Source organism: Exiguobacterium sp. J17977 (genome assembly GCF_018616375.1).
Classification (GTDB): domain Bacteria; phylum Bacillota; class Bacilli; order Exiguobacteriales; family Exiguobacteriaceae; genus Exiguobacterium; species Exiguobacterium mexicanum.
The window spans coordinates 166,835-186,610 of sequence record NZ_JAEQBB010000002.1 but is presented as its reverse complement, the minus strand read 5'-3'; the positions used below and the strand labels follow the sequence as shown (position 1 = coordinate 186,610).

Below are 19,776 nucleotides of genomic sequence, written 5' to 3'. Positions count from 1 at the left end.
TCAGCAGTTTAAGCTCTCATTCATGAGGAGGAAACCAACATGGCAGTTAAAGAGAAAGCAGTAGTGGAAACATCAGCAGAACAGATGGTCGATACGCTCGTCACACGAGCACATACGGCGCTCGAGACGTTGATGACGTTTGACCAAGAGAAAATCGATGCAATCGTTCAAGCGATGGCGCTCGCAGGACTCGAACAGCACGTCGCCCTCGCGAAACATGCTTATGAAGAAACAGGTCGCGGTGTATTTGAAGATAAGATGATCAAAAACATCTTTGCGACAGAATATATTTATAACTCACTCCGTGGCGAGAAGACGGTCGGTGTCATCGAAGACGACGAGCAAAACGGCATCACGTACATCGCCGAACCAGTCGGCGTTGTTGCCGGGGTCACACCGGTCACGAACCCGACATCAACGACGATGTTCAAAGCGATCATCGCCATTAAAACGCGTAACCCAATCATCTTCGGTTTCCACCCATCAGCACAACAATGTTCAAGTGAAGCGGCTCGCATCCTTCGTGACGCAGCCATCGAAGCCGGTGCGCCGGAACATTTGATTCAATGGGTCGAAAAACCATCACTCGACGCGACGAAAGCGCTCATGAATCACCCAGGCGTCGCCATGGTCCTCGCAACTGGGGGAGCGGCGATGGTCAAATCAGCCTATTCGACGGGTAAACCAGCTCTCGGTGTCGGTCCTGGTAACGTACCGGCCTATATCGACAAAACAGCAAAAGTGAAACGTGCCATCTCGGACGTCATCTTGTCGAAAACGTTCGACAACGGTATGATCTGTGCATCTGAACAAGCGATTATCGTCGACCAAGAAGTGTACGAAGAAGTGAAAGCGGAAATGACGGCGCTCGGTTGCTACTTCTGCTCACCAGAAGAGAAAGCGAAACTCGAGACACTCGTCATCAAAACAGACTCTTGTGCGGTCAACCCGGAAATCGTCGGGAAGCCGGCAGCCTGGATCGCCGAACGAGCTGGACTCACAGTCCCGGCCGATACAAAAATCTTGATCGCCGAACTCGAGACGGTCGGTGCGACAGAGTTGCTCTCACACGAGAAACTCAGCCCGGTGCTCGGTGCTTATAAAGTCCAATCGCGTGAAGAAGGATTCGCCATCGCAGAGAAGATGCTCGAAATCGGTGGTCTCGGACATACGGCAGCGATCCACTCGACTGACGACGACGCCATCCTCTCCTTCGGACTCCGGATGAAAGCTTGCCGCATCATCGTCAACTCGCCAACGGCACACGGTGGGATCGGTGACCTCTATAACGAAATGACACCATCACTCACACTCGGTTGTGGGTCGTACGGTAAAAACTCCGTCTCTGAGAACGTGACGGCGAAACATCTACTCAACGTGAAAAAGGTGGCGAGACGTCGCGTGAATATGCAATGGTTTAAAGTCCCTGAAAAGATTTACTTTGAGAAAAACTCGGTCCAGTACCTTCAATCGCTCACATCGAAAAAACGGGCGATGATCGTCACGGATGAAATGATGGTCAAACTCGGATTTGCCGATAAAGTCGTCAAAAACTTGCCAGCTGGCGTCGAGTACCGCATCTTCGACCAAGTCGAGCCAGACCCGTCAGTTGAGACGGTCATGCGCGGTGCCGAAGCGATGCGTCACTTCCAACCAGATATGATTATCGCCCTCGGCGGTGGATCACCGATGGATGCTGCGAAAGGCATGTGGCTCTTCTACGAACGCCCAGAAGAGAAGTTCTCGAACCTTCGCCAAAAATTCATGGATATCCGCAAGCGGACGTACAAGTTCCCGACGCTCGGCAACAAGTCCATGTTCGTCGCCATCCCGACAACATCAGGTACGGGTTCTGAAGTGACACCGTTCACGGTCATCACGGATAAGAAACGCAACGTCAAATACCCGATTGCTGACTACGCGATCACACCGGACGTCGCCATCGTCGACCCTGAGTTCGTCATGACGGTCCCAGCGTCAATCACGGCCGATACGGGAATGGACGTGTTGACACACGCCATCGAAGCATATGTCTCAGTCATGGCTAACGATTATACAGACGGACTTGCGCTTCGTTCGATGAAGATGATCTTCGATTACCTCCCGAAAGCGTATGAGAACGGAAGTGACGCCGAAGCGCGTCAGAAAGTCCACAACGCATCGACGATGGCGGGTATGGCGTTCGCGAACGCGTTCCTCGGTATCAACCACTCGATCGCACACAAAATCGGTGGCGAGTTCCACGTCCCACACGGACGGACGAACGCGATCCTCATGCCGCACGTCATCCGCTACAACGCGACACGCCCATCGAAACTCGCGGCGTTCCCTAAATATGAGTCATTCATCGCCGATGAGCGTTATGCAGAAATCGCACGCTACCTCGGACTTCCAGCCAGCACGACGGAAGAAGGCGTCGAGTCGCTCATCCAAGCGGTCATCGAGCTTGGTCAGCGCTTGAACATCAAACTCTCGTTCAAAGCCCAAGGCATCAAGAAAGCGGACCTCGACGCGAAAATCGATAAGATGGCGGTCGACGCGTTCGAAGACCAATGTACGACGGCCAACCCGAAAATGCCGCTCGTCGAAGAATTGAAAGAGATTATGTACACTGCTTACGAAGGCGTATAAGTTTTGTACCAATCAAACGGTTTCCCTCATAAGTGAGGGAGGCCGTTTTTTTTTGAAAAAGAAATATACAATTGTCAGATAACTTAATATAATAGGATAATACAACCATTTATTGGTGAGTTTTTCGATGGAGATACGCAGATGACAATTATGTATAGCTTACTGACGGCACTATTTACCGTTTTTCTTTATTTCAATCCGGCCTCATCGACAAGTCCTTATGAGACGGCTGAATATTTTGCGTCTTATGATCGAGATGTTAACAGTTGGGAGAACGTCGAGCTATTTGAGTCGCTCGGAAACGAACTGAATCTTGAGATGGACAGCTTTGTCCATTACGCCTCTGTACCTAGTTATTGGACGACGTTGACAGTGGATGATGAAGAGCAATTCGACGGTTTATCTCATTTCGTTTTAGAAGCTGGTTTTACTGGTGAAGTCGTTAAGATGGATTGGGACGAACCGTTTGATCGTTTGAAAGGGAAAGTTGTCGTGTTACCGATGACGGAGGAGTCGCTCGAACTTGATATGAGAGACACGTCAGCTGATCCATATGGAGAAGTGATTATAGACAATAAGGCGAACCGGTATTTGTTAAGTTTGTTGGAGGCGGGGGCCGAAGGGTATATAATCACGCCTCCTGCAGACGATGATGAATACTTTGGAACGATTTATACATCCCCACGGACACGTCTACCGGGCATCGGTGTCGATGCTGAAGCGGCGCAACAGTTAAAAGAAGGAACAACTGTATCGGTCGAACCATTCGTTGACGAAGAGGTACCATATACTGAATTTGTACAACCGGGTAAAACAGAGGAGCAGATTGTGATTTTAGCTAGACTCGACGGCACCGCTTACGGGGACCATGCCTTATGGAGTCTTGGTGGTTCATCCATCTTGTATACGCTCATCCAACAAATGGACGGCATTGAAACGGATGCGACGATTCGGTACATCTTTTTGAATGGAAGTGGGTTTGGGTACGAGTCCGCGATTGATTATTTGGAGACGACGAAACAGGATGGGACGTTACCGTCTCTCGTGCTGTCACTCGACATTCTTGGAACTGGTGAAGATAATCGATTCGTCAGAACAAAAGGAATGACCAAATTACCGGTACTGGAGAAAGGAAGCTGGTCAACGCTTGACGTGAAGCCGCTTGGGACCACCTATTTAGATGACTTTCAAGCTGAAGGTGTACCGGTCATGGCATTAAGTGACTCGTTGACGGCTGAGTTTGACGCTTTAACCGAAGCGGATACGATTGAACGTTTATCGGACGAGGCGATGAAAGACCATGTCGCTTGGTTGGCCGATTGGTTAAAAACGCAATAAACGGCTTCAGGACTGTAGACGACACATAGTCTGCAGTCTTTTTGATTCAGATGAATTTTGCAATGATTGACCAGGCGTCAAGCCGTTGATAAGCTACGATAAAACTATCTTAAGGGGAAGTTTTCTAAATCGGCATTTCAACATTCGATGCTGATTTTTTGTTACCTGCCATAAAACTCGTAAGTGGTTATTCTAGTCACTATGGCATTATCTTAATCAATGAATCAGATGATGAAGTCGACTGAACAACTCATGAACATTCTGGTAGAGGAGGGGATAAGTAATCAAATACAATTCGATTTCACGAAACTTGTACCTTTATTATATAGAAAACATTACAGCGTGTATGTCTTGGGAAGTTCGAATGAAGAGCAACAGCTAAGCTGTTTTTATATGGATTGTAAGTAAAAGTAGGCAATCAGTGACAATCGAAATACATGAATTTCTAGACTATACTGTCTTTGATTGAGGTGAATGATAGTTGACTCATAGCTTGGAAATAACCGGTGCATGTTTTAATGAAGAATTTTCTTGTCTGGGGAGACAGTTGGAACAAATTTTGCAATCGATAAGTCGAGTTCAATCATCGGAACTGACTTGGTATCTATTTGATGTTTACGGTGGGACTGAGATGTCGCTGTCGGAGCTTTTTCCATCGGAAAGCGTCGGAGTGATCAAAATCACAAATACCGGTGAGTTGGCGGAGCGGGTCAAACAGGTCGTTCAGTTTGAGAGCGGCGTCTTCATCGCTAGTGAAGATAACCAGTTGAAAGTCGATCATGAGAATGAACCACATTCAGAAGCAGAGTTTGGATTTCAATTGCAGCAATCGGTGATTGAGATTAGAGCGTTTGACTTTCGAAGTTTCGAGATATTTATGCTAGATGAAGAGATGTATAAACACCTGAGCAGAGCTTTTTCTGTACATTGATTACATAATAATGGAAACGTGGTAAGCTGGTTTGTAGTGATTGAAGTTTATAAATCTAAACGACAAAAGGGTGGAATGAATGAACGATAAAATCCAAATGTTCAAGTGTTCGATGCTCATGATAATTGCAATCAGTACCGGCTATATCGCCTGGCATCTCGATGAACTGATCAGCGCATTAAACGGCATTTCATTCTCGCTACAAGCATTGATCTAAACCATATCTATGTATTGCACTGAACTTTTAAACCAAAGGGCTTCTGCTTATGCGGAGGTCCTTTCGTGATGACTACAGGTATTTTATGAAGTAGGGATAGAAGAAGCGAAAACTAAAAAAGTTCCATTGCGCGCAGAACAAGAAATAAATAATATAGCGTCGGGATGAATGTGACTAAAAAACCAATCCATTTCATCCGTTGCTTGAATTGCAAGAGGAACCCGATGATCCATAACGCAAACCACAACATAAAGTACCAGCGATAATACGGTGTATCCGTCTCCGCTATGCCCGGGCCGCTTAACCAAAGTGAACATAACAGCACAAATAAACCTGAAAGAACGTTCCAACTATGTCTTACGATTTTCTTAAGCATTCTGTTATCCCTTTCTTAAATCAAAATAGAAGTGTCGTGAAACAAACTCAACATGAAGCGATATACTTTGTTTCGACAAATGGAAGGATTATCCTTTCGATACGTTCCGAACGAGTGAGTAGGGTAGTACCCAATTATATTTACCCTCTAAAAATGTCGAGATGACCGAGGTGCATTGGGTCTTTAGTTTTCCTCGAAACGTACCTCGATGTCCGGTATGATGAAAGGGGAGGCGATATGATGGAACGACAACTGAACGTGACAACGAATTATGGACAACTAGCCGGTACGTGGATGACCCACGGCGAGCCCCGAAAGACGGTCGTCCTGCTCAGCGGGAGCGGGCCGAGCGACAGGGACGGCAATTTGGGACCATCCCAACTCGGCACATATAAAAAACTGGCCGAGGCGCTTTTTGAGATGGGTGTCAACGTCTACCGCTATGACAAACAAGGCATCGGAGAATCGGACGGTGATTTCAATAAAGTCGGGCTGCACGACCTAGTGACCGATGCGATCACCGTCGTCAACGCCATTAAACAGGAGCCGGACGCAGGGGACATGTATGTGCTCGGTCATAGCGAAGGGGCCGTCATTGCCCCGGCTGTTCAGCTTGAGACGAATGCGGCCGGTCTGATCCTTCTTGCCGGATTCAACGATTCCTCGAAGAAGATGTTCTTGCTGCAAGCCGACGCGCTCGCAACTGAAGTAGGTTCGGTGAAAGGACTTAAGGGCGTATTCTATCGACTGACTGGCGTCCCGAAGAAGATTCGCCAGCGCCAAGACGATTTGCTTGAACGGTCGCTGCGGACGAACGTCGCCGCCTTCAAGTACCGCGGCCAAGTCGTGAACGCCAAATGGATTCGTGAACATGCATCGTACGACGTCCGCGAACGGCTCGAACACGTACAGGTCCCGGTGCTCGCCCTGACCGGTGATCGCGACGTCCAAGTCCCGCCGGAACACGTCCACTCGATTCGGACGAAAGGGGAGGTCGACAGCCACATCATCCACGACATGAACCACTTGCTCGTCGAACGGACGAGTCCGCACGCGCTCCTCACGTTGCATAAGGAATATCGGGACGCCATTGAGGCGCCGCTTCACCCCGAACTCATCCGTCGATTGAACGATTGGTTGATGAAACGATAACGAACTGTCAAAAACGGTCACTTAGTGACCGTTTTTTATGTTATAATTGTGACAAGGTAAAAAAAGATGAATGTTTTTGAATGTTTATGATTGTTTTTTAAATGAAAACGCTTTATATTAGAGCTACGGAGGGAATATGATGTTAACGAAGCAACGACATCAACTGATTTTGCAACGTCTGTCGGAGCAAAAGATTGTCAAATTGAAAGAATTGGTCGAGTTGACGGCATCGTCGGAGTCGACGATTCGCCGGGATTTGACCGACCTCGAAGCCGAAGGTTATCTCGAACGGGTACACGGCGGCGCAACACTTGTGGCCCGCTACGAAGAAGAGCCGACGTTCGAGGAGAAACGAGATCAACACGTCGATGAAAAAGTCGCGATTGCACGGAAGGCCGCGACCTTCATCGAAGACGGGATGTCCGTCTATCTCGATGCCGGGACGACGACGCAAGCGATGGTTCCTTTCTTAGATGGAAAAGACGTGATCGTCGTGACGAACAGTTTACCGATCGCCAACGACTTGTTCGACCTCGATATTAAGACGTTCGTGATCGGCGGTGAGTTGAAACGGTCGACACAGGCACTCGTCGGCTATAACGCTCGGGAGAGCATGATGAACTATCGGGTCGACCTCGCTTTTCTTGGCATCAACGGCGTCGACCTAGAGGCTGGGTATACAACCCCAGACCCGGAAGAGGCACTCGTCAAAAAAACAGCAATCGAATTGGCGCGCGAGGCATATATCTTGGCGGACGATTCAAAATTCGGGAAACGTTCGTTCAGCCGGGTGGCACCGCTCGAAGCGGCCACGCTCGTCACATGGAGCGACTCGACAAGCGTCAGTTCGATTCAATCAATCACAAAGGTGGTGAACGCCCAATGATTTACACGTTAACACTGAACCCCTCAATCGATTATTACGTCACACTCCCTGAAATCGTTCTCGGTGAAGTCAACCGGATTCAAGAGACGACGCAGCGGGCCGGAGGTAAAGGAATCAACGTATCATTTGTCTTACGTGAATACGATGTCGACACGGTCGCCCTTGGATTCGTCGGCGGCACGACGGGAGACTTTATTAAGAAGGCACTGACAGATAAAGGCGTCCAAACCGATTTCGTTGAAGTCGATGGACAGACGCGCATCAACGTCAAGATTCGGGCGAAAGAAGAGACGGAATTGAACGCGAGCGGACCGGTCATCTCGGACGCGGAACTGGACCGGTTGACGCGTCAGTTCGATCATGTCCAATCAGGCGACATCGTCGTCCTCGCGGGAAGCATCCCGGGCAATCTGCCGGACACGCTCTACCGGACGCTCGCCGAGACGGTTCGGGCGAACGGTGCCGAGTTCGTCGTCGATACGACGAAAGAAGCGATGCTCGAAGTGCTCGCCCTCAAACCGCTCATGATCAAACCGAACCATCATGAACTCGGTGAACTCTTCGACACAGACATCGAGACGTTCGAGCAGGCGCTCCCGTACGCGGAGCAGTTGGTCGAACGCGGCGCTCAAAACGTCATCGTCTCATTTGCCGGTGACGGTGCCATGCTCGTCAACCGTTCAGGCGCCTATACGGCGAACACACCGAGCGGCAAACTCGTAAACTCGGTCGGCGCAGGCGATTCACTCGTCGCCGGATTCGTCGCCAACATTCAAGACCACGACGCAACCGAGGCGTTCCGCTATGCGGTCACGACCGGCAGCGCGTCTGCATATACGTTCGGGCTGTGCACAAAAGAAGACGTGGACCGCTTGGTCGGCGAAGTCAGCGTCACCCCACTATCTCGATTGGAGGAAACAACATGAACATCACGGACCTTCTCAAAAAGGACACGATTCAACTGAATCTCCGCAGCCGTTCGAAAGCCGAAGTCATCGAAGAACTCGTCGACGTGCTCGACCGCGCCGGCAAGCTCTCGGACCGCAACGGCTACCGCGACGCCATCCTCGCACGTGAAGCACAAAGCACGACCGGCCTCGGTGAAGGGATTGCCATCCCGCACGCGAAGACGAAAGCCGTCAAACAACCGGCCATCGCCTTCGGACGCTCGGAAGGCATCGATTACGAAGCGCTCGATGGTCAAGACAGCCGCTTGTTCTTCATGATCGCCGCCGGAGAGCACGCCAATAACGAACACTTGGAAACACTTTCGAAATTATCGGTCTTCCTTATGGACCCTGCGTTCCAAGAACGTCTCTATGCGGCCACGTCAGAAGATGACGTTATCCGGGCCATCGAAGAAAAAGAAGCGGCTGAGGCGGCTCCTGTCGCATCGAAGCCGGTGCAAGCCGATGCGCCTTACATCCTTGCCGTCACGGCTTGTCCGACGGGGATCGCGCACACGTACATGGCGGCCGACAGCTTGAAACAAAAAGCAGAGGCGATGGGTGTCGATATCAAAGTCGAGACGAACGGTTCGACCGGCGTCAAGAACGAATTGACAGCGGCCGATATCGCGAAAGCGACTGCCATCATCGTCGCGGCCGATAAAGCCGTCGAGATGGACCGTTTCGCCGGGAAACATGTCATTGAAGTCCCGGTCGCCCAAGGGATCCGGAAGCCGGAAGAGTTGATCAACCGGGCTGTGAAACAAGATGGACCGGTCTATCAAGCGACTGGAAAGTCTGGTCAGCAAAAAGAACAACGCACCGGCATCTATAAGCACTTGATGAGCGGGGTATCCGCGATGCTTCCACTCGTCGTCGCAGGTGGTCTGTTGATCGCCCTCAGCTTCTTCTGGGGCATCAACTCGGCTAACCCGGATGACCCGTCGTACAACGAATTCGCCGCCCAACTCATGACAATCGGTGGCGCCGCGTTCGGCTTCCTCGTCCCGATTCTTGCTGGTTTCATCGCGATGTCGATCGCCGACCGTCCGGGTCTCGCACCAGGTCTCGTCGCCGGGGCACTCGCCAGCCAAGGGAACGCCGGATTCCTCGGTGGTTTGATTGCCGGTTTCCTTGCCGGTTATGTCGTCCTCTTCTTGAAGAAAGCGCTCGCGAAATTGCCGGCCACACTTGAAGGAATCAAGCCGGTCCTGTTGTATCCGCTTCTCGGTTCATTCATCTCTGGGATGATTATGTTGCTCGTCGTCAACGAACCGATTGCAGCACTCATGACTTGGTTGATGGACACACTCAATGGCATGAGCGGCGCGAACGCCATCTTGCTCGGTGTCATCGTCGGTGGCATGATGGCCGTCGATATGGGCGGTCCAATCAACAAGACAGCTTACGTCTTCGGGACAGCGGCGCTTACGGCCGGTAACCAAGAAGTCATGGCGGCCGTCATGGCCGGTGGGATGGTGCCACCACTTCTCGTCGCACTCGCATCGACTGTATTCGCCCGTCAAAAGTTCTCGAAACAAGAACGTGAAGCCGGGAAGACAGCGTATATCATGGGAGCCTCGTTCATCACAGAGGCGGCCATCCCGTTCGCAGCGGCCGACCCGATTCGGGTATTGCCGTCAGCGATTCTCGGATCAGCCATCGCTGGTGGATTGTCAGCCTTCTTCGCCATCCAATTGCCAGCGCCGCACGGTGGAATCTTCGTCTTCCCACTCCTTGAAGGAGCTGGAAACGTCGCCATGAGCATGGGTCTTTACGCCCTTGCGATTCTCGCCGGTGCCTTGATTGGAGCACTCCTCCTCTCATTCTTGAAAAAACCATTGACGGACACGCAAGCTACAACGACGCGTAACGTCGCTTAACCTTTACGACCGTAGGCTATCCTACGGTCGTTTTTTGTCAAATGATTGTCAGTCAAATCTGGAAGAACTGTGATTTCAGTTGGATGATTTGTGGTAAAATACTTGTAAATTGAACGGGTAAGGAGGGGTACGGATGCTCATACGGAAAGCCGAGCCGAAAGACGCTTACGGGATTGCGCGGGTGAGGGTGAACGGGTGGCGCACGACCTATCGGGGGATTGTGCCAGCCGACTTTCTTTTGAAGCTCGGTTCGAACGCGATCGAGTGGTCTGAAAAGGTCCGCAGCGCCCTCGCCAAACGCGAAGTCGAAGGGTTCGTCGCCACGGTCGAAGAAGAAATCGTCGGGTTCGTCCTTTACGGGGAAGAGCGGACCGGCGACTATCCGGATCATCGCAATGAAATTTATGCGATTTACATTTTAGAGGACCATCAACGCAACGGGATTGGCTCGCTCCTGCTCGAGCGAGCGGTCCAAGCGATGTCGAATCACGGGCTCATCATCTGGGCGCTTGAATTGAACCCGTACCGCACGTTCTATGAGCGGCGCGACGGACAGGTCATCGATGCGAAAGAGCGTTTATTCGGGGAACTCGCTCTGCGCGAAGTCGCCTACGGGTGGACGAAAGGGAATCACGACGCCATCGTCGGCGCATGAACGGACGCGGCCTGAGCGGGTCGCGTCCGTTTTTATAAATAAGGGGGATCATCATGCAAGAACAGACAACTAAGCTAAAAGGATTTGACGGGATTGAAGTCTCGTATACTTTGTTGACGCAGGACAGGCCATCGCGGCAACTCGCGATTTTACTACCGGGGTTTCGGTATTCGACCGCTGCCCCGATGTTCCATTTTACAACGAGCTTGCTCTTAGAACGCTCAAGCGATGTTTTGGAAATCAACTACCAATATTACCGTGACGACTATGCGCACATCGATGACATCGACGACGTCGTCCGTCACGATGTGCGGACGGTCATCGATCATGTCTTGTCGACACATGAATACGAAGCATTCGTCTTCGTCGGGAAGTCGCTTGGTACCGTCGCGCTAGCCCATGAGTTGACCCGTCCCATATTCCACGAGGCACATGTCATTTGGTTGACGCCGCTCCTTGGACGCGAGGATGTGACACAGACGATGAGGACGACCCGGGCATCTCAACTCGTCGTCATCGGTGACAAGGACCATTGTTATACGGCGAATCGGGTAGACGCGTTAGCGGCCATCCCATCGCTCAAGACGCACCTGCTCATGGGAGTGAACCATGGGCTAGAGCGGGATGCCGATACGTTCGGTACGATTGAGGTTCTACAGGAAGTCATAGAAGCAATTGATGCGTTTTTACCGTCTAAGCTGAAGAGAGTGAGGTCTCCGTTTCTCAAGACGGAGTGATTCGTGATGAAGCGGCGTATCGATTACATGTTAAGAGACCATCAACGCAACGGGGTTGGCTCAATCTGCGCGAAGTCGCCTACGGGTGGACGAAAGGGAATCACGACGCCGTCGTCGGCGCATGCTCGGACACGACTCAACCGTTGTGTCCGTTTTTTAGACTGCCAATATTTAAAGAACAGGCCAGGTGACTAGATGAACATCTATAGCGTAACCAAATATCATCCTGAAACGAGAGGTGAGATTGACGAATGGACCGAAATCTCTGACATCAATCGAACGTTTGACGGAGTCGTCTTCACATTGGAGGAATATCTCCGCGTGGAATCGAATTACGTCAAAGCGATTGAGCAAATCATGTTCTATTTAGGCGTAAAGACATTGACCGTCTCCTATCTAGAACGACGCGACTATGACTATCGACCTTTTTCGCAACACGCGTTCAATGAGCTTTATCCGATCCGGATGAGAGAACTTCGTAAAAAAGTGAAGCCAGGAAAGGTCTTGTCCCGAGACCAAGTCCCGAACATGCTTCGCCTCATGTTCCGGAATACGCTTTATGCCGAGTTAGAGTATAAAGAGAATGAGTCAGACAAACAATACACGTTCAAGGTGTTCTTCGGATACGACTATATGATGGGGGTCCATTCGGTAAAAGATTTGTCGCCGCTTCGAGACGAGCTGTTGCATTTGGATATGTATCTCGAACATTAAGTCAACAGTGATTCCTGATTCAATCACAATATTTTATAAAAAGGTGCTGGCTATATGCATAACTACACGCTTTTGGAGAAGTTTCTATTTTTATCGCCTTCCTTTCATTTCGAAAAGATGAAACAAGAAGTGGATGGGAAGACGGTCTTGATCACTGGAGCGAGTTCAGGAATCGGCAAGGCGTTCGCCTATCTGTTAGCGGATACGACTGCGCACCTGATTCTAGTGGCCCGCAGCGAAGCAAGCATGAACGCTATGAAAGACGACATTGAACAGGTTTCAGCCCGTGTGACGGTATTCCCGGCAGATTTGCGAAACGAAGAGGAACGAATCGAATTGCTGGCATTTCTGAACCAATTGCCGGACGGATTGGATGTTGTCGTCAGCAATGCCGGCATCTCCATCAACCGTCCAATTGTCCAATCGCTGGATCGTTACCATGACTTCACACGTACGATGGCACTCAATTATTTTGCCCCGGTCCAGTTATTGCTATCACTCATTCCGATGCTTGCGAGGAATAATGGGCAAATCATCAATGTTTCCTCTATCAACGTCTTGTTATTGCCTATTCCTTATTGGGCTGCCTACCAGGCGTCTAAAACCGCGTTTGATACGTGGCTGCGCTCGGCGGAGCCGGAACTGAAAGTCAAAAACATATACACCACTTCGATTTACTTGCCGCTCGTGAGGACACCGATGATCGAACCGACGATTGCTTATCAGAACTCTCCCGCCATGTCACCGGTTCACGTGGCGGAAATGATTGGTCACGCCTTGTATACGAAACGGAACGTCTATAAACCGTGGTGGCTGATTTTAGGTCAATGGGCTTCAGTCGTTTTCAGATCACCGTTATCCTTCATCGTTCTCAAGTTAGTCAAGAAAAAGGAGCGTGACAGAAGAAATGTTTAATTTGTTGAACATATTGTCGCAGCTCAATTTTCTTTCCCCATCGAACTTAGGACGTCTTTGCTTGGCAATCCGTCAACACGGTGTAAACCTGATGCTTCTTTTTGCATTGACGGAAAAGACAGGCGACCAAAAGATTGCTTTGGTGGATGGTCGGGAAACAATCAATTATGAGGAGTTGAAGAAGCGCTGTGAACATCTAGCTTCTCTTTTAGCAGAGAGGTATGGAATTGTTAAAGGCCATAAAGTGGCGTTCTTCTGTAAAAACCACGCGTCGTTCGTGCAAGGCATTTTTGCTGCGTCGCGGCTCGGCGCAGATGTATACTTGCTCAATTGTGCGATGAGTCAACGGCAGTTCGACCGACTCGTACAAGAACACCACTTCGACTTCCTGATTTACGACGAAGAATTTCGTGGATTGATTGAAAAATCGTCCTATCAGCATGCCAAAATCGTCAGTTATCATGAAACGCAAGAATCCATCAACAGGTTGTCAACGTCGGCTTCACACCGAAAAGCCAAACTGACGGCTTCATCCAGCGGAAAAATTGTGCTGCTGACCGGTGGCACGACTGGAAAGCCGAAACAAGTTGTTCATCGCCCATCCCTGTTTAACTTCTTAAATCCGTTTGCGGCTTTACTGAACCGATTGCAGTTACCAACCTACAATACGGCCTATATCGCCACGCCGATTTACCATGGCTATGGGATTGCTGTCCTATTATCCTTTATTGCTCTGGGAAAGAAAGTTGTCATTCAAGAGAGCTTTGATGCGAAAAGCGCATGCGCCCTCATTCGGCAGCATCAAGTGGAAGTGGTCACGGTCGTTCCTTTGATGGTCCATAAAATGTTGAAGCACGATCAAGAAGCGCTAGGTTCCTTGGCTTGCATTGCGTCTGGGGGTGCAAATCTAAATCCGGTTTTAGTGAGTGAAGTAACCAATCATCTGGGGAATGTCCTATACAATCTATACGGGACGTCGGAAGCCGGCTTGAACATCATTGCTACACCCGAAGATTTATATGATCATCCAGACACGCTCGGAAAAGCAATTCCGGGAAGCCGATTGCAGGTCGTGATGGACGGGAAAGAAGTTGAACCCGGTAGGGTCGGGCAATTTTGTATCCGGAATACATGGTCCATGAGAAACAGCTCAAACCTCTGGATTGAAACGGGCGATATGGGTTACCGGGACGAGAACGGGTATTATTTTCTATGTGGACGAACAGACGACTTAATCATTTCAGCCGGCAACAACATCTATCCGTCAGAAATCGAAGCTGCTCTGTGCAACCATCCGAGTGTCGAAGACGTCGCTGTCATCGGTGTAGACGATGTCTACGCTGGCCAAATTCTGAAGGCATACGTCCAATTATATTCTGATAAACAAATGACTGAAGAAGCACTTTTGAGCTGGTTACGCACACGAGTGGCAGCCTATCAAATCCCTCGTGAAATCGCCTTCGTTGAAGAGCTGCCCTATACGCCTGTAGGCAAGTTGGACCGAAAACGAGTTCAATCAATGACTCGTATCGAGGGCTGAGAACTGGTGATTGGGTACGCGAATAGTTGATAAAGAATTCAATAACGACATGTAAGGGGTGATGAGTGATGAATCGACGGATTGATACGGCCAGAACATGGATGGAGGCACCACCAGATCGAATTTATCAAGCGTTTCTCGACAAGGAGGAGCTCGTCAAGTGGCTCCCGCCGGAAGGCATGTCGGCTCGCGCGACCGTGTTCGAGCCTTGGATTGGCGGTACGTACCAGCTCGTCCTTACGTATGAAGAAACTGATTTCGCCTCTGGCAAAACGACTGACCGGACCGACGTATCAAATGGCCGCTTTCTAGACCTCGTTCCCGGCCTCAAAATCGCACAAATCGGAACGTTCGAGTCCACAGACCCGGCCTTTGCTGGAGAGATGATTCAGACGTGGTATTTAGAGGCACTCGATGGAGGAACACGCGTTACAATTGTTTGTGAGAACGTCCCACCGGGGATTCAGAAACAAGATCACGACACCGGGCTTCGCTCCACGCTCGACAATCTGGCCCGCTATTTGACCAACGACTGAGGCCGTTTGTTCGCTTTATGTGAACAAATGGTCTTTTTGTGTATGAAAAGGGTTTCAGTAACGAAAAATAGAAAAAGGTGATGTTTTTTTGTCTAGGGTGTCAACATTCTCCTCCTTTTGTCCGATACAAAGGTTAACATAACGAGTTTTCTCGAGAATGGGAGTTGTTTTATGAGACGAAAGCATGACCGCACGATTACCATTAAACAAAAATTGATTACGATGTCGCTGGTGCTATTATTGATTCCTTCTTTATTGATTGGATTTGTCGCTTACAATCAGGCGAAACAGAAAATCACCGAACAAATCATGCAGTCAGCTCACGCGGGAGTGGAGCGGATGAATGATGAGATCACCAACTTGATTAAACCGATTCAACGCGATGTCGCGTTCTTCGCCGGACGGATTGATTCGTCTCTTTATGAGTCGGGGACAGAGAACCTTGCCTTGGAAGAGAAGTTTCTCGAGTATTTGGAGACGCATCCGAATGTGACGAATATTTACTACGCCTCGACTGAAGGCGAGATGACGATTTATCCGGCGCAAGAATTACCGGATGATTACGACCCACGGACACGACCGTGGTATGAGGCGGCTGATGCGGCCGGTGGGAACGTCGTCGTGACGGACCCATATGTCGATGCAGCCTCGAACAAGATGATGATCACGCTGTCGCAGACAGGGACGGACGGTCGCGGGGTCATTGCGGTCGACGTCGACGTCGACGATATCGCGGCCGTCGCGGCGAGCATTCAAATCGGGAAAGAAGGTTACGTAACGATTCTTGATGCGTTGCAACAGTTCGTCACCCATCCGACGATGGCGGCCGGTGAGAAAGGGGAAGGCGAATGGATCGAACCGCTCTATGCGGAAGATACGGGCCGCTTTGCCTATGAGTTCGAAAATAAAGGCAAACAGATGGACTTCATGACGAACGAGTTGACGGGATGGAAGATTGCCGGGACGTTGTATGATGAGGAAATCACGGATGAGACGTCCGGAATTCTTTGGACGACCGTTGGGGTCATCGGCTTGATGCTCGTCTTGGCAACGGGACTGCTCTATGTCATCTTACGCTCGATTTTGCGACCATTGAACCGTTTGACGGTCGGAGCTGAACGGATTCAAGCCGGTGATTTGACCGAAGATATCGTCGTCGAGTCGAATGACGAAGTCGGTCGTGTCGCCGCGAGCTTCAACGAGATGACGCGTTCCTTGCGCGCCATCATCCAAAATCTCGATCAATCAATCGGACAAGTCGCCGCCTCGTCACAGGAACTGATGGCGAACTCGGCACAGAACACGGCCGCCTCGGAACAAATCGCCGGTGCGGTCCAACAGATGGCCGCCGGGGCGGATGACTCGAAACGTCAACTCGACGATAACGCTGTCTCGCTGCAAGCCATCACCGGTGGTATCATGCGTATCGCCGAAAGCTCGACCGACGTATCCGAGCTGTCCCGCGAGACGGCGCTCGAGGCCGAGAACGGGACGACGGCCGTCACGGAGAATGTGGCTCAGATGCAAGCGATCGACTCGTCGGTCGAGACGTTCGGGAAAGTCATTCACTCGCTCGCCGAACGGTCGAACGAGATCGGGAATATCGTCGACGTCATCAACGGCATCGCGACCCAGACGAACTTACTTGCTTTAAACGCTGCGATTGAAGCGGCCCGGGCCGGCGAGAACGGCAAAGGTTTTGCCGTCGTCGCGAGTGAGGTACGGAAACTCGCCGAACAGTCGCAACAGTCGACAAAGCAGATTTCCGAGTTGATTGACAATATCAAACAAGAGACGGAGCGTTCGGTCCAGTTGATGAAAGAAGTGTCGGCCCATACGAAAGCCGGGCTCGAGACGACAGAAAACACGGCCAAGCGTTTCCGAACGATTATGAACCAGACGCAGGCGATGACGCCGCGCATCGAGGACGTGACGGCGACGGTCGAAGAGATTGCCGCCAACGTCGAAGAAGTCTCGGCCGCAGCGACGCAAATCGCCCATATTGCCGACGAGAACTCGGTCGCTTCGAAGCAAGTGGCGGCGACGACCGAGGATCAACTCGGTTCGATGGAAGAAATCGCCCAATCCGCGAAGTCGCTTGCGGATATGGCCGAAGAGTTGCAGGAGCTTGTATCACGCTTCAACGTATAATGAAAAAAGGGATGATGATCTGCTCGAGGCAGATCACCATCCCTTTTTGTTGTTACAAATATGCTTCACTGACTGATGACCGATTGAATGCTCTGGTTGGAAAGATATTCATAGAATTGTGTTTCAGCGCTATCCATGACGCGCTTGATTCGGCATTCCGAGGCAGGTGTTTCCTGGACGAGCATGTTGTGTTGTTTGGACGTCGTGTTCGAGCATTCGAACAGGTGTTGACGGCCCTCCAACGCGAGAATGACATCGAGAAACGAAATACGGGATGCCTCGCGTGCCAGTTCATATCCTCCTTTTGCGCCAGGAACCGCATTGACGAGTCCATCTTTACGCAAGTTGGTCATGATTTTTGACAGATAGGTTTCCGATACGTTCAACACATCAGCCAGCTGTTTGATCCCGGTCGGTTCGGACGAATTGAGGTGTGCCAAATAAGCCAACGCATGAAGGGCGTAGTCCGTACTTTTAGAGAATTGCATGGATCATGACTCCTTTTTGGCAATAATGATATAGACTGGTTGATTCGCAATCGTCGAATCGGGGTGAACGATTTCAAGGATATTGAATCCGCTCGCCCGCATCGATTGCTCCATCTCGTTGGCAGTGACGCGGGGTCCTCGTGCCGTAGCCTGTTTCTCCAATTCGAGACATAAGAAGCGTCCGCCAGGTTTTAAAGTCCGGTAAATTTCTGTGAGGGCGTCATGCAGAGGAGATACTTCGTGAAGCGAAATCGAGGCGACGGTCTTGTCAATCGTGCCATTAGCCAAAGGTAGCTTTCGAAAATCTGCGAGAAGGGGAGATACATTTGTGAGTCCTAGTTTCAGCGCTTTCGTCTCGAGGTAATCGAGAATGCTTTGATCGTGATCGGCTGCAAACACCCGTGTGACCAAAGGAGCGAGTGGGAGACTCAAATAACCGGTCCCTGCGCCTAAATCGAGAACGTGGTCATCAGGTGCCAAAGACAAGTAACTTAATACTTCTTCTGCCGGCATCCGTTGAAGGGAGTCGAGTCGGGCCGCTTTTTTAGTGACTTGCTCATGCATGATAAACACTCCTTTAATTATAGATATAACGAGTCTGTAATAACTATAATCAATTTTCTCAAGGTTGTAAAGGCTAGCCATCTTGACGGAATCGGATGTCCATATAAAAAAGGATGCACGGGCGCATCCTTTTGCGAACTATCGCTTGCTCGACACTTGGTTACGACCACGGTTCTTGGCGACGTAAAGTGCCTCGTCCGCGTCTTGGAGCGCCTGTTCGACCGTCTTTCCGCCCTCGAGCGAACTGACACCGAACGAGCAGGTGACGCGTGGAACGGGGCCGAACGGTTCAGCATTAATCTTTTGCCGGAGCTTATCGGCGAGCTGGACGCCATCGGCGAGCGTCGACTGGGGGGCGACGATTAAAAATTCTTCACCGCCCCAACGCCCGATTGAGTCCGACTTGCGGATGTTGCGCCTGAGCAATTGGGCGATCGAGCGCAAGACGAGGTCACCGGTCGGGTGACCGAACGTATCGTTGACGAGTTTGAAATAATCGATGTCGAGCATAATCACTGCGGCGGGTGCCCGTTTGTCGACCGTCTCTTGGGCCGTCGTCGAGAGGACGTCGCCGACTTTCTTCCGGTTATACAGTTCTGTCAATGGATCGAGCGAGGACAGGTGTTCCATCCGTTCTTCATAACGCCGTTGCTCGGTCGCATCTTCTAAAATCCCGACACCGCCATCGAGATCACCGTCTGGCGAATAACTTGGGGACATCGTCGTGCGAATGAAGCGAGGTTGCCGTTCCGGCGGTTTATACCAGCCGGCCATGCGAATCGTCTGTCCGTTCAAGACGTTGCGGATGGCAGCTGCCAAATCGAACGCAGATGACGAGCACCGCTCTAGCGATAGACTCGAAATCGGCAATATACCCAACAAATCGATGAAAGCTTCATTATAGCTGACGATCTGGCCGTGCAGGTTGAAGGCGAACAAGCCAATCGGAAGCTGGTCCCATGAGGAAGGATCGGGTTTCGTGGTGTCTCGGTCTTGGTGAATGGGTTCATGATCAGCCATTGTATGACATATGCGTGAACGCATACTTCCTCCTTTCCTAGCCGTAGCGGTAGTGTAGGACGTTAGTACTGATACTTTATACCCTAATTTGGGAA

The 19,776-nt window shown here is 50.6% G+C and carries 18 protein-coding genes; 15 read left to right on the top strand and 3 right to left on the bottom strand.

The window, feature by feature from the left end:
- Nucleotides 1-39 precede the first annotated feature (39 nt).
- The 15 genes from adhE to KNO58_RS04390 all read left to right on the top strand — a co-directional run bounded on the left by adhE (nucleotide 40) and on the right by KNO58_RS04390 (nucleotide 17,609).
- A complete protein-coding gene (gene adhE / locus KNO58_RS04460; RefSeq protein ID WP_214752078.1) occupies nucleotides 40-2,631 on the top strand; it encodes a bifunctional acetaldehyde-CoA/alcohol dehydrogenase in 2,592 nt (863 codons plus the stop codon).
- Between the two features lie 141 nt (nucleotides 2,632-2,772).
- Nucleotides 2,773-3,969, top strand: coding sequence for a zinc-binding metallopeptidase family protein (locus KNO58_RS04455; RefSeq protein WP_214752077.1), 1,197 nt, complete (start codon nucleotides 2,773-2,775; stop codon nucleotides 3,967-3,969).
- A gap of 481 nt (nucleotides 3,970-4,450) precedes the next feature.
- A complete protein-coding gene (locus KNO58_RS04450) occupies nucleotides 4,451-4,900 on the top strand; it encodes a hypothetical protein (protein ID WP_214752076.1) in 450 nt (149 codons plus the stop codon).
- 79 nt (nucleotides 4,901-4,979) lie between these two features.
- Nucleotides 4,980-5,117, top strand: a complete 138-nt coding sequence (locus KNO58_RS04445; protein WP_214752075.1) for a hypothetical protein — start codon at nucleotides 4,980-4,982, stop codon at nucleotides 5,115-5,117.
- A 616-nt stretch (nucleotides 5,118-5,733) separates the two neighbouring features.
- The gene (locus KNO58_RS04440) at nucleotides 5,734-6,645 is read left to right on the top strand and encodes an alpha/beta hydrolase (RefSeq protein ID WP_214752074.1); all 912 of its coding nucleotides are present in this window, start codon (nucleotides 5,734-5,736) and stop codon (nucleotides 6,643-6,645) included.
- A gap of 139 nt (nucleotides 6,646-6,784) precedes the next feature.
- Nucleotides 6,785-7,531: a DeoR/GlpR family DNA-binding transcription regulator gene (locus KNO58_RS04435; RefSeq protein WP_029595570.1), complete on the top strand. Its 747-nt coding sequence runs from the start codon at nucleotides 6,785-6,787 to the stop codon at nucleotides 7,529-7,531.
- Nucleotides 7,528-8,457, top strand: a complete 930-nt coding sequence (gene pfkB / locus KNO58_RS04430; protein ID WP_214752073.1) for a 1-phosphofructokinase — start codon at nucleotides 7,528-7,530, stop codon at nucleotides 8,455-8,457. Before KNO58_RS04435 ends, pfkB begins: the two co-directional genes overlap by 4 nt.
- A complete protein-coding gene (locus KNO58_RS04425; protein WP_214752072.1) occupies nucleotides 8,454-10,361 on the top strand; it encodes a PTS fructose transporter subunit IIABC in 1,908 nt (635 codons plus the stop codon). Before pfkB ends, KNO58_RS04425 begins: the two co-directional genes overlap by 4 nt.
- Nucleotides 10,362-10,494: 133 nt before the next feature.
- Nucleotides 10,495-11,016, top strand: coding sequence for a GNAT family N-acetyltransferase (locus KNO58_RS04420; protein ID WP_214752071.1), 522 nt, complete (start codon nucleotides 10,495-10,497; stop codon nucleotides 11,014-11,016).
- A gap of 53 nt (nucleotides 11,017-11,069) precedes the next feature.
- Nucleotides 11,070-11,753 (top strand): alpha/beta fold hydrolase, encoded by a 684-nt coding sequence (locus KNO58_RS04415; protein ID WP_214752070.1) that lies wholly within the window; start codon nucleotides 11,070-11,072, stop codon nucleotides 11,751-11,753.
- Nucleotides 11,754-11,948: 195 nt separating this feature from the next.
- Nucleotides 11,949-12,467: a hypothetical protein gene (locus KNO58_RS04410; protein WP_214752069.1), complete on the top strand. Its 519-nt coding sequence runs from the start codon at nucleotides 11,949-11,951 to the stop codon at nucleotides 12,465-12,467.
- 54 nt (nucleotides 12,468-12,521) lie between these two features.
- Complete coding sequence (locus KNO58_RS04405; protein WP_214752068.1) at nucleotides 12,522-13,382, top strand: SDR family NAD(P)-dependent oxidoreductase; 861 nt, start codon at nucleotides 12,522-12,524, stop codon at nucleotides 13,380-13,382.
- Between the two features lie 61 nt (nucleotides 13,383-13,443).
- Entirely contained in the window at nucleotides 13,444-14,922 is a 1,479-nt protein-coding gene (locus KNO58_RS04400; protein ID WP_251026079.1) for a class I adenylate-forming enzyme family protein, read from the top strand.
- Nucleotides 14,923-14,990: 68 nt separating this feature from the next.
- The gene (locus KNO58_RS04395; protein WP_214752067.1) at nucleotides 14,991-15,458 is read left to right on the top strand and encodes an SRPBCC domain-containing protein; all 468 of its coding nucleotides are present in this window, start codon (nucleotides 14,991-14,993) and stop codon (nucleotides 15,456-15,458) included.
- A 171-nt stretch (nucleotides 15,459-15,629) separates the two neighbouring features.
- Entirely contained in the window at nucleotides 15,630-17,609 is a 1,980-nt protein-coding gene (locus KNO58_RS04390) for a methyl-accepting chemotaxis protein (protein WP_214752066.1), read from the top strand.
- A 65-nt stretch (nucleotides 17,610-17,674) separates the two neighbouring features.
- Here KNO58_RS04390 and KNO58_RS04385 read toward each other — a convergent pair whose 3' ends face one another.
- The 3 genes from KNO58_RS04385 to KNO58_RS04375 all read right to left on the bottom strand — a co-directional run bounded on the left by KNO58_RS04385 (nucleotide 17,675) and on the right by KNO58_RS04375 (nucleotide 19,705).
- The gene (locus tag KNO58_RS04385) at nucleotides 17,675-18,097 is read right to left on the bottom strand and encodes an RrF2 family transcriptional regulator (RefSeq protein WP_214752065.1); all 423 of its coding nucleotides are present in this window, start codon (nucleotides 18,095-18,097) and stop codon (nucleotides 17,675-17,677) included.
- Between the two features lie 3 nt (nucleotides 18,098-18,100).
- Nucleotides 18,101-18,661, bottom strand: coding sequence for a class I SAM-dependent methyltransferase (locus KNO58_RS04380; RefSeq protein ID WP_214752064.1), 561 nt, complete (start codon nucleotides 18,659-18,661; stop codon nucleotides 18,101-18,103).
- Between the two features lie 138 nt (nucleotides 18,662-18,799).
- Nucleotides 18,800-19,705, bottom strand: coding sequence for a GGDEF domain-containing protein (locus tag KNO58_RS04375; protein WP_214752063.1), 906 nt, complete (start codon nucleotides 19,703-19,705; stop codon nucleotides 18,800-18,802).
- Between the last annotated feature and the right edge of the window lie 71 nt (nucleotides 19,706-19,776).